We start from the raw sequence: 25,683 nt of genomic DNA on the forward strand, positions 1-25,683 counted from the left end.
GCTTTAGCGCGGTGGTCCCACCTGACCCCATGCCGAACTCAGAAGTGAAACGCCGTAGCGCCGATGGTAGTGTGGGGTCTCCCCATGTGAGAGTAGGGAACTGCCAGGCATTAATTAAGAAGAACCCCGTACCGTAAGGTGCGGGGTTTTTTGCTTTTGTGCGTAGAAAAAACCAGTAGCGCTGCGGGCTTAGTAGGCCGGATAAGGCAAAGCCGCCATCCGGCAACACAGGCCGCACGATCCCACGGCAAAGAGAAGCAAGAATATAAAGAAGGGATTTAGAAACGCAGAAAAGCAAAAACCCAGCCATAGGCTGGGTTCTTTAAATAGTGGTGCCCGGACTCGGAATCGAACCAAGGACACGGGGATTTTCAATCCCCTGCTCTACCGACTGAGCTATCCGGGCAACGGAGCGCATTAAACCGCAATCGCGCCTTATCGTCAACATTATTTCAGGAAAAGCTGTTCAACTGCTTAAGTTTGCGGCAATCTGTTCGTTTTCGCCGTGAAAATGCACAAATCTTCCAGACAATACCGGGCCGTGCGGCAATGCTGATAACAACAGGAGGGCAGTATGGCAAACGACTGGCTTGAGCTTCGTCAGCATGCGGATACCGGCATTGAAACGATCAAAGCGCACTTCGAAGGCCATGCCTTCGATCCCCACTGGCACGATAGCTATCTGGTCGGGATTACCCTTTCAGGCACCCAGCAGTTCCACTGTCGTCGCGAACGACACCACAGCCGTCCGGGTGATGCGTTCTTACTGGAGCCGGGTGAAATTCATGACGGCGACGCGCCTGTGGAAGGGGGCTTTACCTATCTCACCTTCTATCTTGACGAGCAGTGGCTGACGCGCACCCTCCGGGGATTATATGAAGCCACGCCGGATCGCTACTCGCTTCACTTTGCTCAAACGCTAACGCGAGAACCTCAGCTGGTCCGTTCTATCGGCGAGACGTTTAACGCGCTGCATAGCGATGAGATGAAAATTGTTCAGCAGAGCACAATGGATAAGCTGCTCTCTCAGATCACCTCCCATTGCCACTGGCGTAAGAAACTCCCGTCGCAGCTACAAAGCGCTGCCGTGGCGCACCGCGCACGCGACTATCTTTATGCGCATATCGGCGAGAACGTGGGGTTGTCTGACCTTGCGCGCGAGACGGGCACGGATCGCTTTACGCTGACGCGCTGTTTTAAGCGCGAGTTCAACATGGCACCGCACGCCTGGCTTATTCAGCTGCGTCTGGCAAAGGCGCGACAGCTGCTGGCGCACGGCGAGCAGCCTGTTAACGTGGCTACAGCGCTCGGCTTTGCCGACCAAAGCCATCTGGGACGCTGGTTCCAGCGTGCATACCGCATTTCCCCTGCCCACTACCGCCGGTTATGCACAAACCTTCCAGACGTTTCCAGAAAATAGCGGCACAGTGATGGCTCTAAGAAAAAAGGAGCCCTCTGTGAGTCTGATGCCTTATCTGTTGTTTGCCTTTGTCGCGTCGATAACGCCCGGCCCGACGAATATCCTCGTTCTCACTAACAGCCAGCACTTTGGCGTGAAAAATACCGTCCCCGCCATTTTGGGGGGATGTATTACGGCGAGTCTGATTGTGCTGATATCGGGCGCAGGTGCCGGAGAGGTGCTGCGTCAGTTTCCTCTGATACGCCAGGCAATGAGCTGGGCGGGCGTAGTGTGGCTCACCTGGATGAGCTGGAAACTGTATCGCGCGCCTGCGGCGAATCTTTCTGAGAAGGCGCCTCATCGCTTCACCGCGCAAGCCGCAGCGCTGCTGCAGGTGGTGAATCCGAAAACGTGGATGATGGCGCTGGCGGTAGTGAGTCTTTTTGCCCCCGCGAGCATTCATCCGTTAAGAGATATTGCGCTGATGGCGCTATGGTTCTTACTGATTTCTGTGATGTGCCTGATGTGCTGGGCGTGGCTGGGGAAGGCGGTAAACCGGGTGTTTCGCACCACCGTGGCGATGGTGCGGTTTCAGCGCATGATGGCGCTATGTCTGCTCGTCTCCGCCTGGGCAGGCATGCTGGTTTAGGTCAGCGCCCCGCCCATACGACATTGGGCAAAGCGCAGAATGTCTTCCGCCAGGCGGTGCGCCGTATCCACATCGGCCTGACTACGGTTCACCAGCATGCGGCTCAGGCAACCTTCCAGTACGAGCTCCATCTGCTTAGCGACCATTGCCGGGTCATCCACTTCAAGCGTTGTCAGCAGTTCGTGGGTGAAGTCATGCGCCGCACGTTTTTGCTGATCCGCCAGCTGGTGTATTGGATGGCCAGGATCGGGGTAAAACGTACAGGCAGCAATAAACAGGCAGCCTGGATAACGATTGTTGCTGACGCATTCTGTCAGGGCGGTGTAGCGCGCCAACAGCTTTTGCTCAGCCGTCAGCTCTTCATTCAACATTAGCTGCCTGCGCCAGATATCCACCTGCTGGCTAAGATAGCGTAGGGCATCATAAAGCAGCGCCTCTTTATCCGGCCAGAAGCGCTTTAGCTCATCCAGAGGGTAATCGATACGGTCGGCTACCATCTCAAGCGTGGTGCTGGCGATCCCTTGAATCTCAAGTAGTTGCAGGGCTTGTCCCAGTACGTCTTCGCGTTGCACGGTTATCTCCTCCGCTATTCCCAACGGTATGTCCCGTCTAAAGTGTTGTTTACGGTTGGCGATTGCGCAAATGCGCGCTGAATGCCGTTGCATCCATAAACCCGGTTACACGCTGTTCTGGCTGCTCTTCCCCCTGCTCATTAAAGAACAGAATAGTCGGCAGCCCGAGTACGGTAAGGTGTTTAAGCAGGGCCTTATCCTGCGCATTGTTGGCTGTGACGTTTGCCTGAAGGAGTACCGTCTCTTTCAGGGCATTTTGCACCTGCGGATCGCTAAAGGTGTATTTTTCAAACTCTTTGCAGGCGACACACCAGTCGGCATAGAGATCGAGCATCACCGGTTTGCCTTTTGCCTGCGCCAGCGCGCTGTCGAGCTCATCGACGTTCTTAACGTGTATAAAGTTTAAATGTGCCTGCGTCTGGCCCACAGGCGAGCCGAACGCCCAATCCTGAAGCGGACGCACGCTCACCAGCGCGGCGGCGAGCAGGAGAATTTGCACCAGACGCATCCACGCTTTTTTTGCCCCCAGGCTAACGATAAACGCCCAGGAGAAGAACGCCACGCCAAGCATGGCCCACAGGCGCAGACCCCACGCGTCACCAATAATGCGTTCCAGCAGGAACACCGGAAGCGCCAGGATGACAAAGCCAAACGCGGTTTTCACCGTCTCCATCCACGGGCCGCTCTTCGGCAGCAGTCGGTTGCCAAACACCGTCACCAGAATCAGCGGCAGGCCCATACCCAGCGCATAGAGATACAGCGTACCGCCGCCGAGCCACATGTTGCCGCTCTGGGCAATGTACAGCAGGATAGCGCTGAGCGGTGCGGTGGTGCAGGGGGAGCAAATCAGCCCGGCGATGGCACCCATTGCGAACACGCCGCCCGCAGAGCCGCCCTGCTGGCGATTGCTCATCAGCGTTAAGCGGGTTTGCAGCGAAGAGGGCAGCTGCAGCGTGAACAGGCCAAACATCGACAGCGCCAGCAGGATAAATACGACGGACAGGCCGATAAGCACGTAAGGGTGCTGAAGCGCCGCCTGGAACTGCAGCCCGGCCGCGGCGACCACGAGCCCGAGCGCGGTATAGGTGAGCGCCATACCCTGCACGTAGATAAACGCCAGCAGCAGCGCCCGGGCGGTAGAAAGACGCTGTTTGCCGCCCAGTACAATCCCGGAGATAAGCGGGTACATCGGCAGGACACACGGGGTAAAGGCAATGCCGATACCAATCAGTAAGGCCCAAAGCGCTGAGAAAGGCAGTTCAGAAGCAGCTTCGCCTTCACCCCTCACCCTGGCCCTCTCCCCTGAGGGGAGAGGGGAGGCAGCCGCTTTAACTTCACTAAGCGGAACGACCTTCGTTTCAGGGGGGTAGCAGAAGCCCGCGTCGGCACAGCCCTGATACGTCACCGTCAGCGTGGCATCTTTATCCGCCTGATTCACCGTGACGGGCACGCTCAGGCGCTGGCGATAGATTTCACTTTTACCGTAGAACTCGTCCTCGTGCCACTCGCCTGCGGGCATCTGCGGTGCGCCGACGCTAGCCTTTGCAGGCGTGATGCTGACCTGCTTGCGGTAGAGGTAGTAGCCCTCTTTCACCTGCCAGGTCAGATTGAGATCGTGCTGGTTTTGCTGAAAGTCGAAAACAAACGCCTGATCGGCAGGAATAAAGTTTGAACGGCCGGGTGCGTCAAACAACCCGGCAAATACTGACGTGCTGCACAGCAGCAGGATCAGCGTAAAGAAGCGTTGAGCCATGAGAGATAGTCGTTATCGCCGTGGACCACTGGCAGCACCAGCAGCTCCGGGGTTTGGTAAGGATGATGAGACTTGAGGCAGTCAAGGAGCGCCTGCTGATTCGCCAGATTGGTTTTAAGTAACATCTGGACTTCATACTCCTGCTCCAGCTTGCCTTCCCAGTAATAGAGGGAGGTCGCGCCGGGGAGCAGCGTTACGCAGGCTGCCAGTTTTTCGGCCAGCACCTTGGCGGCGAGATCCTGGGCAGAGGCTTCATCAGGGGCGGTACACAGTACGACGACAGCATCAGGCGTGTTCACAAGTCGACCTCCTCATCACGAAAGTCTTCACTATATCACGCAAGACGATTGGTCATTAATGAAACGGGCCGCAGAGCGGCCCGATTTTAACTATTTTTACAACGGCTAACGGTTTACAGCACAATGCCGCCGATGATAAAGCCGAGGACGACGCAAAGCGTAATCGCCACCACGCCCGGGATCAGGAACGCGTGGTTAAACACGTACTTACCGATGCGGGTTGAGCCGGTATCGTCCATCTCAACCGCCGCCAGCAGGGTTGGGTAGGTTGGCAGAACGAACAGCGCAGAAACCGCCGCGAAAGAGGCAATCGCCGTCAGCGGCGTCACGCCCAGCATCAGTGCCGCAGGCATCAGCGCTTTGGTGGTGGCAGCCTGGGAGTAAAGCAGCGTCGCGGCAAAGAACAGTACCACCGCCAGCAGCCACGGGTAGTTGTGCAGCAGGTCGCCGGCAACGGTCTGGATGTCGCTGATGTGCGCTTTCACGAAGGTGTCACCGAGCCACGCCACGCCCAGTACGCACACGCAGGCGCTCATACCGGATTTGAAGGTGCTGGCGTTCAGCACTTCGCTGGTGTCGATTTTACAGGTGATGCTAATCAGCGTTGCGATGGTCAACATGAACACCACGATCGCTTCGTTACGCGGCAGCACCGGGTTCTGAATCAGCCCCACGGTGTCGCTGATGGCGGTCGCGTAGAACATCACGGCGACGATACCGATCAGGAACAGCAGCACGGAGCGCTTCGCGTGCGGCTTCAGTTCGAAGACCTGGCTACCGCGCAGGCTTACTTCACCTTTTGCCAGACGCTCCTGGTAAACCGGATCGTCTTTCAGCTCGGCGCCGAGGAAGTTACACAGCACGGCGGTAATCATCACCGCAATCAGCGTAACTGGAATACAGATCGCCAGCAGCGTCAGGTAGCTCACGCCCATCGGCTCAAGGATACCCGCGAAAAAGACTACGGCGGCTGAGATTGGCGACGCGGTGATCGCAATCTGCGATGCCACCACGGCAATAGAGAGCGGACGAGACGGGCGAATACCCTGTTCTTTTGCCACTTCAGTGATCACCGGCAGCGTGGAGAACGCCGTGTGGCCGGTTCCCGCGAGAATGGTCATAAACCAGGTCACCAGCGGGGCAAGGAAGGTTATATATTTCGGATGGCGGCGCAGCATGCGCTCCGCCAGGCTCACCAGGTAGTCCATACCGCCTGCCACCTGCATGGCCGCAATAGCGGCAATAACCGCCATGATGATTTCGATAACGTCAAAAGGGATTGCGCCGGGTTTAATCTGAAAGATAAGGGTAAGTACGAGCACCCCGAGACCACCGGCAAAACCAATGCCGATACCCCCGAGCCGCGCGCCCAAATAAATCGCCAACAGGACGATGACGAGTTCTGCTCCAAACATAAAGACCTGCCTTGCTTATTAACAAGTTGATATTGAATTGTTGTATTTAGGTAACGCCTAAAAAGAAAAAAGGCACGTCACAAGTGACGTGCCTTTCGGAAGCCTAGCCTGAACTGTTACTGTTCGCTTTCATCAGTATATCGTTTCGCTTTATATGCCGGGTGCATCAGGTTCTGGGCCGAGAAGATATCGTCCAGCTCAGCTTCGGTCAACAGTCCGCGCTCCAGCACGACTTCACGCACGCTCTTACCGGTTTCGGCACAAATCTTACCAACGATGTCACCGTTGTGGTGGCCGATGAACGGGTTGAGGTAAGTAACGATCCCGATAGAGTTATAAACATAGCCTTCACAGACTTCTTTATTCGCGGTGATGCCGTTAATGCATTTTTCCAGCAGGTTGTAGCAGGCGTTTGTCAGGATGTGAATGGATTCAAACATCGCCTGGCCAATCACCGGCTCCATCACGTTCAGCTGCAGCTGACCCGCTTCGGAGGCCATCGTCACGGTGGTGTCGTTACCGATGACTTTGAAGCACACCTGGTTCACCACTTCCGGCACAACCGGGTTTACCTTGGCTGGCATGATGGACGAACCGGCCTGCAGTTCTGGCAGGTTGATTTCGTTCAGGCCAGCGCGCGGGCCGGAGGAGAGCAGGCGCAGGTCGTTACAGATTTTGGACAGTTTCACCGCCAGACGTTTCAGGGCGCTGTGTACCATCACGTACGCGCCGCAGTCGGAGGTGGCTTCAATCAGGTCTTCCGCAGGTACCACCGGCAGGTTAGACACTTCCGCCAGCTTCTGAACCGCCAGCTGCTGATAGCCATCCGGGGTGTTCAGACGCGTACCGATGGCGGTTGCGCCCAGGTTCACTTCCAGCAGCAGCTCGGAAGTGCGCAGCAGGTTTTTAGTCTCTTCGTTCAGCAGCACGTTAAACGCGTGGAATTCCTGACCCAGCGTCATTGGCACTGCGTCCTGCAGCTGGGTACGACCCATTTTCAGAATGTCCTGGAACTCAACCGCTTTACGCTGGAAGCCATCGCCCAGCTGGTTGATCGCGTCCACCAGTTTGACCACGGAGGCATACACCGCGATGCGGAAGCCGGTTGGGTAGGCGTCGTTGGTGGACTGGCATTTGTTAACGTGATCGTTCGGGTTCAGGTACTGGTACTCACCTTTCTGGTGACCCATCAGCTCCAGGCCAATGTTTGCCAGTACTTCGTTGGTATTCATGTTGACGGAGGTACCCGCGCCGCCCTGATAGACGTCAACCGGGAATTGGTCCATACATTTGCCGTTGTTCAGCACTTCATCGCAGGCAGCGATAATCGCATTTGCCGCGCTTTTAGGAATGGTTTGCAGCTCTTTGTTCGCCAGCGCTGCGGCTTTCTTCACCATCACCATGCCACGGACAAACTCAGGGATGTCGCTGATTTTGCTGTTGCTGATGTAGAAGTTTTCAATCGCTCTCAGAGTGTGAACACCATAGTAGGCATCCGCTGGAACTTCCCTGGTACCCAACAAGTCTTCTTCGATACGAATGTTGTTTAACATGTGAACCTTCTTTTCAAGCTGCCGATGGATTGTACTAAACACACAGTATTTATGTGGTTTTGAATATTTTCTGACCGACGATTATTCCCTCAATCAGCCAGATGTTCGAGATCATATGCTGATGATAGCGAATTGCCGTAAGCTGGATCACTTATTATCGAGCCGATTCCATGATAATTATTAATCTGTGAAATGGGTCACCGCTTTAATATTTCCAAAAAAAATATCCGTGCAAACCGATTGAATTTTCGCTAACCGTCACCATCTCATACAAACGCGCGTCGCGAACACATTCAGACAGGGGCCCGACGGCACCTGCCCTACAGGAGATACCAGTGCGCTGGATACCGTTTATTGCTTTCTTTCTCTATGTTTACATTGAGATTTCCATTTTTATCCAGGTTGCCCACGTGCTGGGCGTCCTGCTGACGCTGATTCTGGTGATCTTCACCTCCGTCATCGGTATGTCACTGGTGCGTAATCAGGGTTTCAAAAATTTCCTGATAATGCAGCAGAAGATGGCCGCAGGCGAAAGCCCGGCAGAAGAGATGATCAAAAGCGTGTCGCTGATTATTGCGGGCCTGCTGCTGATCCTGCCGGGGTTCTTCACCGACTTCCTCGGCCTGCTGTTGCTGCTGCCGCCGGTACAGAAGCACCTGACCATGAAGCTGCTGCCGCATCTGCGCTTTAGCCGCATGCCGGGCGGCGGGTTCAGCACAGGGCCAGGCGATACCTTCGAAGGGGAGTATGAGCGCAAGGATGAACAGCGCGACCGTTTAGACCATAAAGACGATCGATAATTTTATTGCCCGGTGGCTTCGCTTACCGGGCCTGCGGATTTTTCCGCTTCGGTAAAAACGCCCACAGTCCCGCCAGCATGACGATGGCGTACACACTCTTCCATCCCACCATCGCCAGCAGCAGCAGGCAAAGCACGCCCCCGACGACCGCCAGTGCTTTATAGCGACCTTTCAGCAGACGACAACCCGCCAGCATGCACAGCAGGTAGATCATGATGAAAATGCCGTTGGCGTAAATAATTAGCGCATCAAGGTTGATGTCGAGAATATAAATGCCCAGCGAGCTCAGGACGCAGCAGCCCAGCACGGCATTCAGCGCATTCATCGGAAGTTGACGTTTAGACAACCGCGCGAGGCGGCTCTCGGGTTTGTCGCGCGCCTGTGACCACACGAGACGGGCGAAGCTCTGGATATAAATGTTGAGGCTGGCAAAGCAGGCGAGATAGCCAATCACGCAGGCCACCCATAGCGCCTTCACGCCGAAAAGTTCAACCACAATACCCGGTAGCGATGCGGCGGCGGCTTTATCTTCGCCGAACGCGTTGAAGTGCAGCACCAGCACGGTACAGGCCCAATATACGGTGCCTGCCAGCAGCAGACCAATCATCAGCGCGCGGGGAAAATCACGCTCGGGCTGTTTAAACTCGGATGCCAGGTGAGCGAACGCTTCAAGACCAACGAAACACCAGAACATGACGGATAACGCAGCGAAAAGCTGTGAATGGTCAATATCGTTTATCGCAGGGAAGGGGATATCCGCCACGGTAATGTTACCCGCAAACCAGATGGCGACGATCAGCACGACGATCAACGCTGCAACCAGCGTTTGCAGATTCGCGCTTGAGCTGGCCCCGCGCGAGCCCACCCACCAGACAATCGCCAGCGTACCCAGTTCAGCCATCAGTAGCTGCTCGTCGTGCCAGCCAAACAACGCCTGTCCAAAGCCGGTGGCGATATGCAGGGCTGCCGGAAGGCCAACGGGTATTACCGACAAAAACAGCCAGCCGGTCACGCGCTCCATGCGCGGACCAAACGCCATGCCGACAAAATGCGCCACGCCGCCCGCGCTGGGGAAATGTCGTCCGAGGATGGCAAACACAATCGCCACCGGGAACACCAGCAGGATCAGCACCGGCCATGCCCAAAGGCTGTTATTTCCGGCGACCAGCGCCGCCAGTGCCGGTACGGCAAACACGCCCGTACCTAACAAGGAGGTTGAAAGCAGGCCAACGCCCTGCGCCAGCCCCAGCTCCTGCCTGAGTCCGCTCATTTACCTGTCCCGCCACCATCAAAAGAGAGTGGATGGTAACACTTTCGCAAATTTTTTTTCGATTCCCCCTTGAAGGGGTAAAAAGCTATCCCCATCTCTCAGGGCACTAGTCGGAAAACCGCATGCGGGCCGGCGTCATCCATAACTGATAATGACTTTCTCAAAGGAGAGCTATCAATGAGTATTCGTCCGTTACATGATCGTGTGATCGTCAAACGTAAAGAAGTTGAAACCAAGTCTGCTGGCGGCATCGTTCTGACCGGTTCTGCAGCAGCCAAATCAACGCGTGGCGAAATCATCGCTGTCGGTAAGGGCCGCATCCTGGAAAACGGAACTGTGCAGCCGCTGGACGTTAAAGTTGGTGACATCGTAATTTTCAACGATGGCTACGGCGTGAAATCCGAGAAGATCGACAATGAAGAAGTGTTGATCATGTCCGAGAGCGACATTCTGGCAATTGTTGAAGCGTAATTTACGCACGAGAATTTGAGGAAATAAGAACATGGCAGCTAAAGACGTAAAATTCGGTAACGACGCTCGTGTAAAAATGCTCCGCGGCGTAAACGTACTGGCAGATGCAGTTAAAGTGACCCTGGGCCCGAAAGGCCGTAACGTAGTGCTGGATAAATCCTTCGGCGCGCCAACCATCACTAAAGATGGTGTTTCTGTAGCACGTGAAATTGAGCTGGAAGACAAGTTCGAAAACATGGGCGCGCAGATGGTGAAAGAAGTTGCCTCTAAAGCGAACGACGCTGCGGGTGACGGTACCACCACCGCGACCGTACTGGCGCAGGCAATCATCACCGAAGGTCTGAAAGCCGTTGCTGCGGGCATGAACCCAATGGATCTGAAACGTGGTATCGACAAAGCTGTCGCCTCCGCTGTTGAAGAACTGAAAGCGCTGTCCGTACCGTGCTCTGACTCTAAAGCCATTGCTCAGGTTGGTACCATCTCCGCTAACTCCGACGAAACCGTAGGTAAACTGATCGCTGAAGCGATGGATAAAGTCGGTAAAGAAGGCGTGATCACCGTTGAAGACGGTACCGGTCTGGAAGACGAACTGGACGTGGTTGAAGGTATGCAGTTCGACCGCGGTTACCTGTCCCCATACTTCATCAATAAGCCAGAAACTGGCGCTGTTGAGCTGGAAAGCCCGTTCATCCTGCTGGCTGACAAGAAAATCTCCAACATCCGCGAAATGCTGCCAGTGCTGGAAGCCGTTGCGAAAGCAGGCAAGCCGCTGGTTATTATCGCTGAAGACGTTGAAGGCGAAGCGCTGGCGACCCTGGTGGTTAACACCATGCGCGGCATCGTGAAAGTGGCTGCGGTTAAAGCACCTGGCTTCGGCGATCGCCGTAAAGCAATGCTGCAGGATATCGCTACCCTGACCGGCGGTACCGTGATCTCTGAAGAGATCGGTATGGAGCTGGAAAAAGCGACTCTGGAAGACCTGGGCCAGGCAAAACGCGTTGTGATCAACAAAGACACCACCACCATCATCGACGGTGTGGGTGAAGAAGCCGCTATTCAGGGCCGTGTTGGTCAGATCCGTAAGCAGATCGAAGAAGCCACTTCCGATTACGACCGTGAAAAACTGCAGGAGCGCGTAGCGAAACTGGCTGGCGGCGTTGCGGTAATCAAAGTTGGTGCTGCGACCGAAGTTGAAATGAAAGAGAAGAAAGCACGCGTTGACGATGCCCTGCACGCGACCCGTGCTGCGGTAGAAGAAGGCGTCGTTGCTGGTGGTGGTGTCGCGCTGGTGCGTGTAGCCGCTAAACTGGCTGGCCTGACCGCTCAGAACGAAGACCAGAACGTGGGTATCAAAGTTGCGCTGCGCGCAATGGAAGCTCCTCTTCGTCAGATCGTGTCCAACGCCGGTGAAGAGCCATCTGTCGTTGCGAACAACGTGAAAGCGGGCGAAGGTAACTACGGTTACAACGCTGCAACTGAAGAATACGGCAACATGATCGACTTCGGTATCCTGGACCCAACTAAAGTGACCCGTTCTGCTCTGCAGTACGCGGCATCTGTAGCTGGCCTGATGATCACTACCGAGTGCATGGTGACCGACCTGCCAAAAGGCGACGCGCCTGACTTAGGTGCTGCTGGTATGGGCGGCATGGGTGGAATGGGCGGCATGATGTAATCATGCTGTTCTGAACCTCTCAGAACGAACCCCGGACAGAAATGTCCGGGGTTTTTTATTGCCGCTACTCAAATGTTCCCTTCACGCATGCTACGCCTTCGCGCACCATCTGGCGGCCTTTCGCCCAGACCTCGCGGATCTTCAGGTCATCCGTCAGCACCAGGAAATCGGCATCGCATCCGGGCGCGAGCCGCCCCTTATGCTCCAGCCCGAGGAACTCCGCCACGTTACGCGTAAACGGCAGAAGCGCCTCCTCCAGCGGCAGATGATACCGGTTGACCAGCTGCTGTAGGGTTTCGGGCAGGGACTCGAAGCCCGCTACGCCAATGCCCACCAGATTACCGTTCGCATCAAAAATCGGCTGGCTGCCGTTACCGTCCGAGCTGAGCGTAAGCCGGTTCAACGGCACCTGCGCTTCACGGGCCGTCACGATGGCGGTGGCGGCATCAATGGGCTCTCGAATGCTGGTGGTAATATCGATATAACCCCCTTCGCGGGCATAGTTAAGCGCGGCGAGGAACAGCGCCTGGTCGCGGTTAACGTGGGTTGGCAGCAGCTTCGTACGGGGAACGTCGGCGTTATCGAGGATGTTAAACAACGGCTCCAGCAGCTTCGGGCTGTTGCCGAGGTGAAACACGGATATGCCCGCTTTGGCACCCAGCAGCCCGCCGACGCGCGACTGGGCGGCCATATTCGCGAGCTGGTCATCCGTCGGTGCGGAAGAGCGATGGTCGGAAATCGCGCATTTCACGCCGATGATTTTATCTATCAGCGCCACATCCTTTTCGACGCTGCCGGTAATCGTCGGAGAAGGCAGTCCGTACGCGCCTGTCAGCATCCACGCGCTGATCCCTTCATGCTCAAGCGCCCGCGTTTTTGCCAGCAGGGATTCGGGATGGCGGGTCACGCCGTCGGTACCCAGCAGGCCAACAACGGAGGTGATGCCCGCCGCCACCAGCGCGGATAACCGTACCTCAGGCGTCCGGGTGTGCGGACCGGCTTCACCGCCGCCTCCTATCAGATGCACATGCTGATCGATAAAGCCCGGGCAAACCACCGCCCCGGCGAGATCGCTTTCAGGACAGTTAAGCCGCGCTGTTGCGCGATCCGTTTTTTCAATCGCGACGATTTTTCCCCCGGCGATCAGCAGGTCGCAATATCCCCGATTCTCCGGCGCGTAAAGATGCACATTGCGGAAAAGATGGGGTTCCAGCACTGAAAAATCCATTTTTATCTCCTCAGAAGAGTAGCTGCATTACCCACATTGAGAGCAGGGCGTTAATGACGCAGATCGTAATGATGTGCGGGTAATATTTGGGGTTAACCCCTGCGGTACCCAGGCAGCGTCCCGTGTTTTGCACAGGATTGCCCATCAGATAGATGGCGGGAAGCAGGACGGTGGCATCGTGGCCGTTGAGCGTGCCGGCAGCCACCAGGCTGGCGCAAACCCCCACGCCCCCGCCCATACTCATCACCGAGGCCAGAAGGACCGTTGCCGCCGCGCCCGGAAGCCCCCACAGCGCCATGATCGGCTCGCAAATATTGCCAACAATATCCAGCAGGCCGGTCACCTTGAGCGCCTGAATGATGACAAACGCCATAACCACGTTCGGCAGCAGGCTGGTGGTGGCGATGGTAAAGCCTCGGCGGGCGCCATCAATAAACATGTCCATGATATTTTTACGCGGCTGGGCGATCATTTTTTTCCTCCTGAATACAACGATCTTCCATGTGAGCGATCCACAGACGCAGGAAGTTCGCGCCAACAAATTTAAACACCAGTATGACGGCCAGCGGCGTGATTACCGGGACGGTAATAAACGTGAAGAGTGCGGCACCGGAAGAAAAATAGTTGGTAATGATGGCGCTACCGCTGGTCTGGAAGGTGGCGAAAATGGCGCGCTCGCGATCGGTAATAGCCCCTTCGTCGGTCAACTCTTTGGTCATCCCTGCTGCGGCATCGGTATTTTGCAGGTTGGCGATGAGGGCCAGAGAGCAGATGCCCGGTACGCCAAGCAGCGGGCGCAAAATGGGCGTCATCAGCTGTTGCGCGGCACGCAGCCCGCCCAGCCCCTCGGTGACGGCAATGATCCCGAGCGATAAAATGACCGAAGGCGCCAGCTCAAGGGCAAATAAGAAACCGTCTTTCGCCCCCGTGCCACCCTCGCCGCGAAACGTTAGCGCGCCGTTCACCGAACCAAAGCTGCCGTTTAGGACGGTAAAATCCAGCACGCGCCACCATTCGGTACTTTTGGCGAAAAAGCCTGAGAAAAATACGATGGTGAGCACAAACGCCAGATAGCCCACCCATGTTACCTTTTCCTCTCCTGAGGATGATGCACTCATGAAACCCCCTGTTTTAATCGCGTACAAAAGTGGTACGTCGCAACACTAAAAACGATCGGGGGCTAAAACACGATATCCCAAAGGGCATTATCAGAATTCATTTAAGATATCGGAGGAGTGACGTACGGAATCTGGCTCGCAGAAATGCGCGGGGATTTTTCTTTTAGTCATCTTTTAGGTATAAGATTTACACACGGACAATTACTGTCCAGCTTATTGAAAACGAGGAATAACATGCGCGTAAAAGTCTGTGCAGGGATCGTAGGAGCAGCGTTGCTGCTGGCGGGTTGTAGCTCCAGCAATGAACTGTCGGCAGCGGGCCAGGGCGTTCGCTTTGTGGAAGATAAGCCAGGCAGCGAATGCCAACTGTTGGGTACAGCCACCGGTGAACAAAGCAACTGGATGTCGGGTCAGCATGGTGAAGAAGGCGGTTCTATGCGCGGCGCGGCGAATGCCCTGCGTAACCAGGCTGCTGCAATGGGTGGTAACGTGATTTACGGCGTGAGCAGCCCGACGCAGGGAATGCTCTCCAGCTTCGTGCCAACGGCCAGCCAGATGAGCGGCCAGGTCTATAAGTGCCCGAACTGAGTTAACTTGCTGATGGCGCTGCGCCCCACCTCGTAGGGCAGGTAAGCGTAGCGCCACCTGCCTTTTAGTGCTGCCGCAGCTGCAAATCCAGCGGCGTCTTACTAGGCTCTCCGCCAATCTCTCGTGCCAGCTTCGGCACCATATAACCCGAAACCAGCGTTAACAGTTCGCGCATAATCTGTCGGGCTTCGTCATCCGTCACCATAAAGTGCGCCGCTCCCTGCACGCGATCCAGCACGTGCAGGTAATAGGGCATCACGCCTGCGTCAAACAAGGCGTTGCTGAGATCGGCCAGCACGCGGGCATTATCGTTCACGCCGCGCAGCAGGACGCTTTGGTTGAGCAGCGTGACGCCCGCCTTACGCAGACGCGCCATCGCCGCGCGAAATTCATCGTCGATTTCGTTCGCGTGGTTGATATGGTTTACCAGCAGCACCTGCAGGCGGGACTGCTCCAGGCGTGCAGCCAGGCCGTCAGTGATACGTGCCGGAATGACAATCGGTAAACGGCTGTGAATGCGCAGACGTTTGATGTGCGGGATGGCTTCAAGCTGCGTCAAAAGCCAGTCCAGTTCATGATCTTTTGCCATCAGCGGGTCTCCGCCGGAAAAAATAATCTCATCCAGCTCTGGATGGGCGGCGATATAGTCCAGCGCAACCTGCCAGTTACGCTTATTTCCCTGGTTTTCGGCATACGGGAAGTGCCGACGGAAGCAATAACGACAATTTACCGCGCAGCCGCCTTTTACCAGCAGCAGGGCGCGATTGTGATATTTGTGCAGTAAACCCGGCACCACGCTGTTTTGCTCTTCCAGCGGATCGGTGCTGTAGCCCGGCGCGGTAATAAACTCATCCTGCGACGTAAGGGTTTGTTTTAATAAAGGATCGTCAGGGTTACCTTTTTCCATGCGCGCAACAAACGCGCGGGGAACGCGCAGGGCGAAAAGCCGCTTTGCCTCACGGCCGGCAAGCAACGCCGGGTGCTGATCGAGGTCTAAAAGACGCAGCAATTCATCAGGACTGGTGATTACATCGGCAAGTTGCGATAACCAATCTTCTCTGGATGGGGTGTTTAGGGTTACAATATGCGCCATTTTGTGGCTTAGCTACCAGTTAACAAATTTAGAGGGCCTTATGGCAACGTACTATAGCAACGATTTTCGTGCTGGTCTTAAAATCATGATGGACGGCGAACCGTACGCGGTTGAAGCCAGCGAATTCGTTAAACCAGGTAAAGGCCAGGCATTCGCACGCGTTAAGCTGCGCCGCCTGCTGACCGGTACCCGTGTTGAGAAAACCTTCAAATCTACTGACTCCGCTGAAGGCGCTGATGTTGTCGATATGAACCTGACTTACCTGTACAATGACGGTGAGTTCTGGCACTTCATGAACAACGAAACGTTCGAGCAGCTGTCTGCTGACGCGAAAGCGATTGGCGATAACGCGAAGTGGCTGCTGGATCAGGCCGAGTGCATCGTGACCCTGTGGAACGGCCAGCCTATCGCTGTTACCCCGCCAAACTTTGTTGAGCTGGAAATCGTTGAAACCGATCCAGGTCTGAAAGGTGACACCGCGGGTACTGGCGGCAAGCCAGCAACGCTCTCCACCGGCGCTGTGGTGAAAGTGCCACTGTTCGTTCAGATCGGTGAAGTGATTAAAGTGGATACTCGTTCCGGCGAATACGTATCCCGCGTGAAGTAATTTACGTCATGATTCGAGGCGCAGCGCCCGCTGCGCCTGATTTTTGCAGGCAGGGATGATGAAACGTACCGTTAAAATTCTGCTTCTGTTAGCGCTCTCCAGCGTACTGCTTTCCGGCTGTAACACCGCCCGTGGCATGGGGGAAGATATCCAGGACCTCGGTCATATCATTTCTCACGCAGCCAGCTAAGCTCGTCTAATTTTCCTAAAAATGCTTCCTTTTCCGTCAATCGGCGGGATCTTGTCTATTCTTAAGTTGCTATACACAAAACAACTTTGGCTATAAAAGGAAGATATTATGGTTAAGAAAACAATTGCAGCGATCTTTTCAGTCCTGGTACTTTCTTCAGTGTTAACGGCCTGTAATACCACGCGCGGCGTCGGTCAGGATATTTCTGAAGGTGGTAGCGCGATCTCTGGTGCGGCGACGAAAGCTCAGCAGTAATTAACAAACGGTACGGGACCGAATGGGTTTCGTACCGTCAGCTTTCTGACTCCTGCAGGGATAAAAACGGTGAAAAGCGCGTATCCATATGCAGCTTCATGCGGATATTGCGTTTATAGGTATAAACCGTTTTGCCATTGATACTCAGGTGAGCGGCAATTTTTTGATTGCTCGCGCCGTCCATCCACAACGTCAGCACTTTCTCTTCCTGTCGGGTTAGCAAGGGAGCGGCTACGGTTGGTCTGTGCGTGCTTGCGCCCGAGATTAACGCGTCATTAATAACCTCCGCGAGTTCCTCAAGAGGGGCGTTTTTCATTAACGTAGACCAGACCGGGAAGTTCTCCAGCCAGGCCGTCATGTCCCTGTCCTCTCCTGATTGCAGCATTATAAAAGGTAATTTTTCGCTGGCGTTCAGCAAGGAAGAGAATTGCTGGAAATGGTGAATATCCTGCCTGAAACCGTGCAGATCAGCGATAACCAGCGCAGGTTTCCATTGCAGAATGTGTTCTCTGGCGAGGAAAAGATTGTTCAGCCCGGTCACAACATAGTGCCCCGGGAACAAACCGGAATGATTGAGCCAGGCTTCAAACCCGGTGCGGGTGAAGTGACAACGGTCAATCAAAAGAATTTTGAACATATTTTATTCGCAGTCGGCTAGTGGTTTGGCTTCCTGCCATCAGAAAGCACATCATCATAGAGAAGTCCGATGAGCTATAAATGCCTGAACTCCGCGCCATACTGCGGCTATTTCTGGGCTTAACGCGTTCATCAAAAAATGATTGAAAAAAAATCGCACGCTAACCAAAATATGGGGTGTTATCTGCCTTGCGGGACGACCCGTAAGCGCTTCTTTCATCGGGGACGGCCCCAACTTTTTAAGTTAAGGAGCCCGAGATGTCCTGGATTATTCTTTTAATTGCTGGCCTGCTCGAAGTGGTATGGGCGATTGGCCTCAAGTACACCCACGGATTTACCCGCCTGACGCCCAGCGTCATTACCGTTACTGCGATGATCGTGAGTATTGTTCTGCTCTCGTGGGCGATGCGTTCCCTGCCGGTGGGAACGGCCTATGCCGTCTGGACGGGGATCGGTGCCGTAGGCGCGGCGATTACCGGCATTCTGCTGCTGGGTGAGTCAGCGAGCCTGGCGCGCATTGCCAGCCTCGCTCTGATTGTGGCCGGTATCATTGGACTGAAGCTCAGCACCCATTAACGGGGCTGTTTTACCCAGATGAGTTTCGACACATCAAACCCCTGTCGGGTCGCGACGTCCAGCATCTGCTGTTTCATCTCTGACGAAATAGTTGGCGTGCGGGAAAGTATCCAAAGATAGTCGCGATCCGGCCCGCAGACCAGCGCGTGACGGTACTCTCTGTCGAGCGCTATCACGTTATAGCCGCCATAAAACGGGCCGAAGAAAGAGACTTTGAGCGCGGCCCGTCGCGGGTCGCCAGTGAAGTAGGCTTTCCCCACCGACTGCTGCCACATCTCCCGGTCGGGATTATAGCCCCGGTTGATCACCTGAATACCGCCATCATCCATCGGGCTGTAATGTGCCGTGACCTTCTCCAGGCCCTGCTCAAACCGATGATCGAGTCGTGCGATTTCGTACCATGTTCCGAGGAAGCGTTGCGCATCAAAAGGCGTGACGACGGTGACGCCGGGCGGTGGAGTAGGGGAACTGCAGGCAACCACTAAAAACGCGGCTGTCACCGCGGCGATAACAGGCAGAATGCGCATAGGAGTTTCCTTACTGTTTTTTTGTTAAGTGTAGATGACGGCAAGGAAAATGGGTTTTTTGTGCGGTGTATTTCGCCGGGTAAGCGCAGCGCCACCCGGCAATGTTTTACTGCAGCGCGTCGAGGATACGGTATGCCGCCTCAACTCGCGCCGGGTTCGGATAGCTTTTATTCGCCAGCATCACAATGCCGAGCTGCTTTTCAGGAATAAAGGCCACGTAGCTGCCAAACCCGCCGGTTGAGCCCGTTTTGTGCACCCATGAGGCCTTAACCGGGGGAACGGGTGGACTCACTTCTCTTGCAGGCAACGGTGCCAGCGCCACCTTGTTATCGCTGCCTCCGACCACGGTTTTGGCATCGACCGGCCAGTTGAGCATCTCCCAGCCTAACCCCTGATACATGGCACCCACGCGCCAGTAGCGAGACTGCGCCAGCGTAATGCCTTGCTTCAGGGGCGTATCCTGCAGCGCGTCAGGTGCCATATTGGCCATCACCCAGCTCGCCATATCCTGCACGTTGGTTTTCACGCCATACGCCTCTGCGTCCAGCATGCCCGGTGAAACGTGGACCGCTTTACCGTCACGATATCCCCAGGCGTAATGCGTCTCCTCCGCTTTCGGAACGTTAATCCAGGTATGGTCCAGCCTGAGCGGCTTAAAGACCCGCGTCGTCATGGCCTGCTCATAGCTCATGCCGGAAGGTTTGACCGCCAGCGCGCCAAAAAGACCGATGCTGGAGTTGGCGTAAAGACGCGTGGTGCCCGGCTTCCACTGGGGCTGCCAGTTTTGATAGAAGCGCAGCAGGGAGGCATTATCAGTCACCTCGTCCGGCACCTGGAGCGGCAGGCCACCGGCGGTATAGGTCGCCAGATCGAGCATGCGAATTCCCTGCCACTGCTTGCCGGTCAGCTCAGGCCAGTATTTAGTCACCGGATCGCCCAGCGAAATTTCGCCGCGGGCAATAGCATCGCCCCCCAGCACGCCGGTGAAGGTTTTACTTATAGAGCCCAGCTCGAACAGGGTTTGCGGGGTGACGGGTTTGTTCGCCGCGATATCGGCCTTTCCGAAGGTAAAGTAGTGTGGCTGGCCCTGATAAATCACGGCCACCGCCATGCCTGGAATACCCTGCGCTTTCATCAGGGGCGTAACGTGGCGTTCTACCACGTCAGCCAGCTGTTTTTCCGACATCGGCGCGGCGAGTACAGAGCAGGATGTGCTGAGCAGCAGGGCGCAGCAAAGGAATTTTTTCATCATCAATTATCTTCCATAATAGCAGGTCAAGGGAGTGTCCGGGCCCGGCAGACCGCTGTAGTCTGTGGGATTTGACTATGGCTGACAAACGGTTAAATTTAGCATGAGCTGTTAATTTTTCTAACGGATGGAACAATGACCCGCAGCTATCTTCCGCTTAATTCGCTTCGCGCCTTCGAAGCGGCCGCCCGGCACCTCAGTTTTACGCATGCTGCGATAGAGCTGAACGTCACCCATTCTGCCATCAGCCAGCACGTTAAGGCGCTGGAGCAGCATCTGAACTGTCAGCTGTTTGTCCGCGTCTCGCGCGGCCTGATGTTGACCACGGAGGGGGAAAATCTGCTGCCGGTGCTGAATGATTCATTCGATCGTATCGCCGGAATGCTGGATCGCTTTGCCAGCCAGCGCGCTCAGGAGAAGCTAAAAATCGGCGTAGTAGGGACTTTCGCCACGGGTATCCTGTTCTCTCAGCTCGCGGACTTTCGCCGCTGTTATCCGCATATCGATCTTCACCTTTCCACCCATAACAACCGCGTCGATCCGGCGGCTGAAGGGCTTGATTATACGATCCGCTACGGCGGTGGGGCATGGCACGGCACCGAGGCGCAGTTCCTGTGCCCCGCGCCGCTGGCGCCGCTTTGCTCGCCTGACATCGCCGCCGTGCTCCAGTCTCCGGCCGATATCCTGAAGTTTACCCTGCTACGCTCTTACCGACGCGACGAATGGTCGGCGTGGATGCAGGCGGCAGGCGAGCATCCTCCGTCGCCAACGCACCGGGTGATGGTGTTTGATTCGTCTGTCACCATGCTGGAAGCCGCGCAGGCAGGTATGGGCATTGCCATTGCGCCTGTCGATATGTTTACCCATTTGCTGAACAGCGAGCGCATTGTGCAGCCGTTTACCACGCAGATTGATCTGGGCAGCTACTGGTTAACGAGACTGAAGTCGCGGGCTGAAACCTCCGCAATGCGTGAATTTGCCCAGTGGCTGGTGGGAAAAATGCAGAAATAAAAGGCCCGCCGGATGGCGGGCCTGAAGCGTCAGATAGTGACCACGGCAATTAGCGTCACCACGGTCAGGATGGTTGCCAGCCCGTAGAACACCCATTTACCGCTCGGCACATGGATTTTCAGATCGTGCATCGCATGATGAATGCGGTGCAGGCCGCACCACAGCGGCAGGACGATCGTCAGGAAGATGAACACGCGGCCAATAAAGCTGCTCGCAAACGCCAGCACGCGCTCGTACCTCAGCGCATCGCCCGGGAACAGCCCCAGCGGCAGCATAATGCCGACCAGCAGGATAATAACCGGGGCGATGATGGCACTCCACATGCCGCCTGCGCCAAACAGGCCCCAGAAGACCGGCTCGTCTGAACGTTTTGGATTTGGATTGATCACAGTAGTCTCCTTACCAGAACAGTGCGACAAACAGAATGACCACAGTGACCAGAATCGTCACTGCCCACAGCCCTTTAATGACTGGCTCCGGCCCCATTTTTTCGTCTTTAATGATGATGTTCGCCGCTTTTGGCGCCAGTTCAAACCAGGTTTTGGTATGAAGCAGCGCCGCCGCGAGCGCGATCAGGTTCAGAACCACGATGATTGGGTTTTGCAGGAAACCGACAAAGTTCGCCCAGGTTTCCGGCCCGTGTTTAAGGGCAAAAACGCCATACATTAACTCAAGGCTGAACCACACCGCCGGTACCGCCGTGCCTTCACGCAGCATATAGAAGCGATAAAACGGCAGGTTTTTCCACCAGGTGGACGGCACTGGCCGCACGTAGGCTTTGCGTTTAGTCGTCATCATGCACTCCTTAGCGTGGTTTCAGGGTAGCGATAAGAAAGTCTTTCGAGCTTTCCACTTTACCCTGCTGAATGGCGGCGGCCGGGTCGACGTGCTTCGGACAGACTTCGGAGCAGTAGCCCACAAAGGTACAGGTCCAGACGCCGTTCTGGCCGTTAAGCTGCGCCATACGTTCTTTTTTGCCGTGGTCGCGGCTGTCTTCGTTATAGCGGTGCGCCAGGGTAATGGCGGCCGGGCCGATGAACTCCGGGTTCAGGCCAAACTGTGGACAGGCGGCGTAGCAAAGGCCGCAGTTAATGCAGCCGGAGAACTGATGGTATTTCGCCATCTGCGCCGGCGTCTGGGTGTTCGGACCCTGGTCCGGCGTGCGCGGGTTGCCGATGATGTACGGCTTAATCGCTTCCAGGCTTTCAATAAAGTGGGTCATATCGACCACTAAATCGCGCTCGATCGGGAAGTTACCCAGCGCTTCAACCTTGATGCCTTTGGTGTAATCGCGCAGGAAGGTTTTACATGCCAGCTTCGGAACCTTGTTGACCATCATGCCGCAGGAGCCGCAGATCGCCATGCGGCAGGACCAGCGGTAGCTCAGGTCCGGCGCCAGGTTGTCTTTGATATAGCCGAGCGCATCCAGCAGGGAGGTTTGCTCGTCATAAGGCACTTCGTAGAAAGCGCTGTGGGGGGCGGTATCCACTTCCGGGTTGTAGCGCACCACTTCAACTTTCAGTTTTTGCATCTCAGCCATTCGCCTTCTCCTTCTTCTCGGCGGCTTCTGCTTCTGCGCCGTACACGCGTTTAGCCGGTGGCAGCGTGGTGATTTTCACGTCGCTGTAGTCCAGACGCGTGGTGCCATCCGCATCGCGCCAGGCGAGAGTGTGTTTCAGGAAATTGACGTCGTCACGTTCGGTACAGCCTTCGTCCAGACGCTGGTGGGCGCCGCGAGACTCTTTACGCGCCAGCGCAGAGTGCGCCATACATTCCGCGACGTTCAGGCCGTGGCCCAGCTCAATGGTATAGAGCAGGTCGGTATTGAAGACGCTGGAGGTGTCGGTGATGCGCACGCGCTTGAATCGCTCCTGAAGCTCCGCCAGCTTGTCGACGGTTTTCTGCATCAGCTCCGGCGTACGGTAGATACCGCAGCCTTCTTCCATCGACAGGCCCATCTCGTCGCGGATCTTCGACCAGTTCTCGTTGCCTTCCTGGTTCACCAGATCCTTCAGGCGTTTTTCAACGTCTGTGACCTGCGCATCCAGCGCCGCGCCGTTTGCTTCGCCTGCGGTCGCCGCACGCTCCATCGCGCGCTCGCCCGCCATGCGGCCAAAGACGACCAGCTCTGCCAGCGAGTTAGAGCCCAGACGGTTGGCGCCGTGCAGGCCGACGGAGGAACACTCGCCCACGGCAAACAGCCCTTTAATGCGGGTTTCACACTGCTGGTCGGTTTCAATCCCGCCCATGGTGTAGTGCGCGGTTGGGCGTACCGGAATCGGCTCTTTCACCGGATCGACGCCGACGTAAGCTTTTGCCAGTTCGCAGATAAACGGCAGACGCTCCAGCAGTTTCTTCTCGCCCAGGTGACGCAGGTCGAGATAGACCACGTCGCCGCGCGGCGTTGAGATGGTGTTGCCCTTGCGCCACTCGTGCCAGAAGGCCTGAGAAACTTTGTCGCGCGGGCCGAGTTCCATGTATTTGTTCTTCGGCTCGCCGAGCGGGGTTTCCGGGCCCATGCCGTAATCCTGCAGATAGCGGTAGCCGTTTTTGTTGACCAGAATACCGCCTTCACCGCGGCAGCCTTCCGTCATTAAAATGCCGGAGCCCGGCAGGCCGGTTGGGTGATACTGCACAAACTCCATATCGCGCAGCGGCACGCCGTGGCTCAGCGCCATGCCCATCCCGTCGCCGGTGACGATGCCGCCGTTGGTGTTGTAGCGATAGACGCGTCCCGCACCGCCCGTTGCCATCACCACCGCATTGGCGCGGATCTGGACGAGCGTGCCTTCCATCATGTTCATCGCCACCAGGCCACGTGCATGACCGTCGTCGACCAGAATGTCGAGGACGAAATGTTCATCAAAGCGCTGGATTTGTGGGAACTGAAGGGAGGTCTGGAACAGGGTATGCAGCATGTGGAAGCCGGTCTTATCGGCGGCGAACCAGGTGCGTTCGATTTTCATCCCACCGAAGCGGCGGACGTTAACGCTCCCGTCCGGCCGGCGGCTCCACGGACATCCCCACTGCTCAAGCTGGGTCATCTCCGTTGGGCAATGGTGCACGAAGTAGTCAACGACATCCTGTTCGCAAAGCCAGTCGCCCCCTGCAACCGTGTCGTGGAAATGGTATTCAAAGCTGTCATGATCCTGCGCAACGGCAGCGGACCCTCCTTCTGCTGCCACCGTGTGGCTGCGCATTGGATAGACTTTTGAAATCAATGCGATTTTAGCGTCAGGATTAGCTTGTGCTGCAGCAATCGCAGCACGTAATCCCGCCCCGCCAGCGCCTATTACGGCAAGATCGGCTTGAAAAGTTTGCACGACATTCCTCCAGATTTTTGTTATTTCGCAACGCGACAAACTAAAGGTAGTTCACCCGCCCAACGGGACGATTGCGAAAGCGTTTCCACTGCTCCTTTATGGGTAAAAGAGTATAACCGTGTAGATGTCAGGGAAATTTGACGTGTTCGATTTTTTTGCTGTTCTGTGCGGTGATTTATCATCGTGATTGATGAATTGCATCACGGAATAATCCACCTAAATGAAATGCGCATTTTTACTGCGCAAAATTTGTCTCTGCCCCTGCTAACGAGTAGACTTCGTGCCCTTGTCTGAAATCGGAGAAAAACTCATGAGCGAAACGGCCACCTGGCAGCCGAGCGCATCCATCCCAAATCTGTTAAAACGCGCCGCAATTATGACGGAGATCCGCCGTTTCTTTGCCGACCGCGGCGTCCTGGAGGTGGAAACCCCGTGCATGAGTCAGGCAACGGTAACGGATATTCATCTGGTCCCGTTTGAAACCCGTTTTGTTGGTCCTGGCCACTCTCAGGGCATGAATCTGTATCTGATGACCAGCCCGGAATATCACATGAAGCGCCTGCTGGCGGCGGGGTGTGGTCCGGTGTATCAGCTGTGCCGCAGCTTCCGTAATGAAGAGATGGGGCGTCACCACAACCCGGAATTCACCATGCTGGAGTGGTACCGCCCGCACTATGATATGTACCGCCTGATGAATGAGGTGGACGATCTGCTGCAGCAGGTACTGGACTGCTCAGAAGCCGAAACGCTCTCCTATCAGCAGGCCTTCCAGCGCCATCTGGAAATCGATCCGCTGTCGGCGGACAAAGCCCAGCTGCGTGAAGTGGCGGCAAAACTGGATCTGAGCAACGTGGCGGATACCGAAGAGGATCGCGACACGCTGCTGCAGCTGCTGTTCACCTTCGGCGTGGAACCGCAGATCGGCAAAGATCGCCCAACGTTTGTCTATCACTTCCCGGCAAGCCAGGCGTCTCTGGCGCAGATCAGCACCGAAGATCACCGCGTGGCAGAGCGTTTTGAGGTCTACTACAAAGGCATCGAGCTGGCGAACGGCTTCCACGAGCTGACCGACGCGCGCGAACAGCAGCAGCGTTTCGAGCAGGATAACCGCAAGCGCGCCGCGCGGGGTCTGCCGCAGCAGCCGATTGATGTTAACCTGCTTGAAGCATTAAAAGCCGGTCTGCCGGATTGCTCCGGCGTGGCGCTGGGCGTTGATCGTCTGGTCATGCTGGCGCTGGACGCCGAGCAGCTGGGCGACGTGATTGCGTTTACGGTCGATCGCGCCTAAAGAATTGCCGGGTGGCGCTGTCGCTCACCCGGCATAGATTACCTGTGGCAATATTCCTTTCCATTTCTTATCGGCAACATTAAAAACTGCCATTTTCTCTGTACACGGATCTTTTTCTTAAATTGCCTCGTATAGACA

29 protein-coding genes, 1 tRNA gene and 1 rRNA gene are annotated in these 25,683 nt (G+C 55.9%); 13 read left to right on the forward strand and 18 right to left on the reverse strand.

What is annotated here, in order from left to right:
- Window positions 1–109, forward strand: a 5S ribosomal RNA gene (rrf, locus tag USG84_RS08060); the annotation flags it as partial.
- A 221-nt stretch (window positions 110–330) separates the two neighbouring features.
- Here rrf and USG84_RS08065 read toward each other — a convergent pair.
- Window positions 331–406: transfer RNA gene (locus tag USG84_RS08065), tRNA-Phe, on the reverse strand.
- Between the two features lie 168 nt (window positions 407–574).
- Here USG84_RS08065 and USG84_RS08070 point away from each other — a divergent pair.
- Both USG84_RS08070 and USG84_RS08075 read left to right on the forward strand, forming a co-directional pair.
- Complete coding sequence (locus USG84_RS08070) at window positions 575–1,420, forward strand: AraC family transcriptional regulator (protein ID WP_253540404.1); 846 nt, start codon at window positions 575–577, stop codon at window positions 1,418–1,420.
- Window positions 1,421–1,457: 37 nt separating this feature from the next.
- Window positions 1,458–2,048 (forward strand): LysE family translocator, encoded by a 591-nt coding sequence (locus tag USG84_RS08075; protein WP_151413444.1) that lies wholly within the window; start codon window positions 1,458–1,460, stop codon window positions 2,046–2,048.
- Here USG84_RS08075 and USG84_RS08080 read toward each other — a convergent pair.
- From USG84_RS08080 to aspA, 5 genes are all read right to left on the reverse strand, one after another.
- Entirely contained in the window at window positions 2,045–2,620 is a 576-nt protein-coding gene (locus USG84_RS08080; RefSeq protein WP_028015225.1) for a transcriptional regulator, read from the reverse strand. The genes USG84_RS08075 and USG84_RS08080 overlap by 4 nt on opposite strands.
- Window positions 2,621–2,669: 49 nt before the next feature.
- The gene (locus USG84_RS08085; RefSeq protein WP_151413445.1) at window positions 2,670–4,373 is read right to left on the reverse strand and encodes a protein-disulfide reductase DsbD; all 1,704 of its coding nucleotides are present in this window, start codon (window positions 4,371–4,373) and stop codon (window positions 2,670–2,672) included.
- Complete coding sequence (gene cutA / locus USG84_RS08090; protein ID WP_014168278.1) at window positions 4,349–4,672, reverse strand: divalent cation tolerance protein CutA; 324 nt, start codon at window positions 4,670–4,672, stop codon at window positions 4,349–4,351. Before cutA ends, USG84_RS08085 begins: the two co-directional genes overlap by 25 nt.
- A 113-nt stretch (window positions 4,673–4,785) precedes the next feature.
- Window positions 4,786–6,087, reverse strand: coding sequence for an anaerobic C4-dicarboxylate transporter (locus USG84_RS08095; protein ID WP_008502949.1), 1,302 nt, complete (start codon window positions 6,085–6,087; stop codon window positions 4,786–4,788).
- Between the two features lie 116 nt (window positions 6,088–6,203).
- On the reverse strand, window positions 6,204–7,640 hold the full coding sequence (aspA, locus tag USG84_RS08100) for an aspartate ammonia-lyase (protein WP_003855923.1): 1,437 nt from the start codon (window positions 7,638–7,640) through the stop codon (window positions 6,204–6,206).
- A gap of 335 nt (window positions 7,641–7,975) precedes the next feature.
- On the opposite strand from aspA, the gene USG84_RS08105 reads away from it, so the two are divergent.
- Complete coding sequence (locus tag USG84_RS08105; RefSeq protein WP_253540407.1) at window positions 7,976–8,440, forward strand: FxsA family protein; 465 nt, start codon at window positions 7,976–7,978, stop codon at window positions 8,438–8,440.
- Window positions 8,441–8,462: 22 nt separating this feature from the next.
- On the opposite strand, the gene yjeH is transcribed toward USG84_RS08105, so the two are convergent.
- The gene (gene yjeH / locus USG84_RS08110; RefSeq protein ID WP_253540410.1) at window positions 8,463–9,710 is read right to left on the reverse strand and encodes an L-methionine/branched-chain amino acid transporter; all 1,248 of its coding nucleotides are present in this window, start codon (window positions 9,708–9,710) and stop codon (window positions 8,463–8,465) included.
- Between the two features lie 177 nt (window positions 9,711–9,887).
- On the opposite strand from yjeH, the gene USG84_RS08115 reads away from it, so the two are divergent.
- The gene (locus tag USG84_RS08115; RefSeq protein ID WP_003855929.1) at window positions 9,888–10,181 is read left to right on the forward strand and encodes a co-chaperone GroES; all 294 of its coding nucleotides are present in this window, start codon (window positions 9,888–9,890) and stop codon (window positions 10,179–10,181) included.
- A gap of 31 nt (window positions 10,182–10,212) precedes the next feature.
- Window positions 10,213–11,856, forward strand: a complete 1,644-nt coding sequence (gene groL / locus USG84_RS08120) for a chaperonin GroEL (RefSeq protein WP_023310114.1) — start codon at window positions 10,213–10,215, stop codon at window positions 11,854–11,856.
- A 64-nt stretch (window positions 11,857–11,920) separates the two neighbouring features.
- Here groL and iadA read toward each other — a convergent pair whose 3' ends face one another.
- Genes iadA through USG84_RS08135 form a run of 3 tightly spaced genes read right to left on the reverse strand, consistent with a single transcriptional unit; the run spans window position 11,921 to window position 14,202 of the window.
- Entirely contained in the window at window positions 11,921–13,084 is a 1,164-nt protein-coding gene (iadA, locus tag USG84_RS08125; protein WP_151413447.1) for a beta-aspartyl-peptidase, read from the reverse strand.
- A 10-nt stretch (window positions 13,085–13,094) separates the two neighbouring features.
- On the reverse strand, window positions 13,095–13,556 hold the full coding sequence (locus tag USG84_RS08130) for a YjiG family protein (protein ID WP_061099499.1): 462 nt from the start codon (window positions 13,554–13,556) through the stop codon (window positions 13,095–13,097).
- Entirely contained in the window at window positions 13,537–14,202 is a 666-nt protein-coding gene (locus tag USG84_RS08135) for a nucleoside recognition domain-containing protein (RefSeq protein ID WP_061099498.1), read from the reverse strand. Before USG84_RS08135 ends, USG84_RS08130 begins: the two co-directional genes overlap by 20 nt.
- 234 nt (window positions 14,203–14,436) lie before the next feature.
- On the opposite strand from USG84_RS08135, the gene USG84_RS08140 reads away from it, so the two are divergent.
- Complete coding sequence (locus USG84_RS08140) at window positions 14,437–14,790, forward strand: DUF4156 domain-containing protein (RefSeq protein ID WP_014882205.1); 354 nt, start codon at window positions 14,437–14,439, stop codon at window positions 14,788–14,790.
- 64 nt (window positions 14,791–14,854) lie between these two features.
- Here USG84_RS08140 and epmB read toward each other — a convergent pair whose 3' ends face one another.
- Entirely contained in the window at window positions 14,855–15,883 is a 1,029-nt protein-coding gene (epmB, locus tag USG84_RS08145) for an EF-P beta-lysylation protein EpmB (protein WP_253540412.1), read from the reverse strand.
- Between the two features lie 40 nt (window positions 15,884–15,923).
- Between epmB and efp the strand changes: the two genes are divergently transcribed.
- The 3 genes from efp (at window position 15,924) to ecnB (ending at window position 16,935) form a co-directional block, all read left to right on the forward strand.
- Window positions 15,924–16,490, forward strand: a complete 567-nt coding sequence (gene efp / locus USG84_RS08150; RefSeq protein WP_003855940.1) for an elongation factor P — start codon at window positions 15,924–15,926, stop codon at window positions 16,488–16,490.
- A 58-nt stretch (window positions 16,491–16,548) separates the two neighbouring features.
- Entirely contained in the window at window positions 16,549–16,680 is a 132-nt protein-coding gene (locus tag USG84_RS08155) for an entericidin A/B family lipoprotein (protein ID WP_028015234.1), read from the forward strand.
- 108 nt (window positions 16,681–16,788) lie between these two features.
- Window positions 16,789–16,935 (forward strand): lipoprotein toxin entericidin B, encoded by a 147-nt coding sequence (gene ecnB, locus USG84_RS08160; protein ID WP_003025482.1) that lies wholly within the window; start codon window positions 16,789–16,791, stop codon window positions 16,933–16,935.
- A gap of 37 nt (window positions 16,936–16,972) precedes the next feature.
- On the opposite strand, the gene USG84_RS08165 is transcribed toward ecnB, so the two are convergent.
- Entirely contained in the window at window positions 16,973–17,572 is a 600-nt protein-coding gene (locus tag USG84_RS08165) for a helix-turn-helix transcriptional regulator (RefSeq protein WP_151413448.1), read from the reverse strand.
- Between the two features lie 257 nt (window positions 17,573–17,829).
- Here USG84_RS08165 and sugE point away from each other — a divergent pair, with 257 nt between their 5' ends.
- Window positions 17,830–18,147: a quaternary ammonium compound efflux SMR transporter SugE gene (gene sugE / locus USG84_RS08170; protein WP_061099494.1), complete on the forward strand. Its 318-nt coding sequence runs from the start codon at window positions 17,830–17,832 to the stop codon at window positions 18,145–18,147.
- On the opposite strand, the gene USG84_RS08175 is transcribed toward sugE, so the two are convergent.
- Both USG84_RS08175 and blaACT read right to left on the reverse strand, forming a co-directional pair.
- The gene (locus USG84_RS08175) at window positions 18,144–18,674 is read right to left on the reverse strand and encodes a lipocalin family protein (protein WP_119917119.1); all 531 of its coding nucleotides are present in this window, start codon (window positions 18,672–18,674) and stop codon (window positions 18,144–18,146) included. The two genes, sugE and USG84_RS08175, sit on opposite strands and share 4 nt — an antisense overlap.
- 106 nt (window positions 18,675–18,780) lie before the next feature.
- On the reverse strand, window positions 18,781–19,926 hold the full coding sequence (gene blaACT / locus USG84_RS08180; RefSeq protein WP_253540414.1) for an ACT family cephalosporin-hydrolyzing class C beta-lactamase: 1,146 nt from the start codon (window positions 19,924–19,926) through the stop codon (window positions 18,781–18,783).
- 132 nt (window positions 19,927–20,058) lie between these two features.
- Here blaACT and ampR point away from each other — a divergent pair, with 132 nt between their 5' ends.
- A complete protein-coding gene (gene ampR, locus USG84_RS08185) occupies window positions 20,059–20,934 on the forward strand; it encodes a LysR family transcriptional regulator AmpR (protein ID WP_151413449.1) in 876 nt (291 codons plus the stop codon).
- A gap of 29 nt (window positions 20,935–20,963) precedes the next feature.
- Here the strand turns inward: ampR and frdD are convergent, their stop codons facing one another.
- From frdD to frdA, 4 genes are read right to left on the reverse strand one after another with little or no spacing between them, the layout of a single operon-like run.
- Window positions 20,964–21,323 (reverse strand): fumarate reductase subunit FrdD, encoded by a 360-nt coding sequence (gene frdD / locus USG84_RS08190; RefSeq protein ID WP_151413450.1) that lies wholly within the window; start codon window positions 21,321–21,323, stop codon window positions 20,964–20,966.
- A 10-nt stretch (window positions 21,324–21,333) separates the two neighbouring features.
- The gene (gene frdC / locus USG84_RS08195) at window positions 21,334–21,729 is read right to left on the reverse strand and encodes a fumarate reductase subunit FrdC (protein WP_028015239.1); all 396 of its coding nucleotides are present in this window, start codon (window positions 21,727–21,729) and stop codon (window positions 21,334–21,336) included.
- A gap of 10 nt (window positions 21,730–21,739) precedes the next feature.
- Entirely contained in the window at window positions 21,740–22,474 is a 735-nt protein-coding gene (locus tag USG84_RS08200; RefSeq protein WP_041911494.1) for a succinate dehydrogenase/fumarate reductase iron-sulfur subunit, read from the reverse strand.
- Window positions 22,467–24,257, reverse strand: coding sequence for a fumarate reductase (quinol) flavoprotein subunit (gene frdA / locus USG84_RS08205; protein ID WP_116344014.1), 1,791 nt, complete (start codon window positions 24,255–24,257; stop codon window positions 22,467–22,469). Before frdA ends, USG84_RS08200 begins: the two co-directional genes overlap by 8 nt.
- 310 nt (window positions 24,258–24,567) lie before the next feature.
- Here frdA and epmA point away from each other — a divergent pair, with 310 nt between their 5' ends.
- Window positions 24,568–25,545, forward strand: a complete 978-nt coding sequence (gene epmA / locus USG84_RS08210) for an elongation factor P--(R)-beta-lysine ligase (RefSeq protein ID WP_061099488.1) — start codon at window positions 24,568–24,570, stop codon at window positions 25,543–25,545.
- The last annotated feature ends 138 nt before the right edge of the window (window positions 25,546–25,683 follow it).

The organism is Enterobacter sp. 168J2, from assembly GCF_034107265.1.
GTDB lineage: Bacteria > Pseudomonadota > Gammaproteobacteria > Enterobacterales > Enterobacteriaceae > Enterobacter > Enterobacter nematophilus.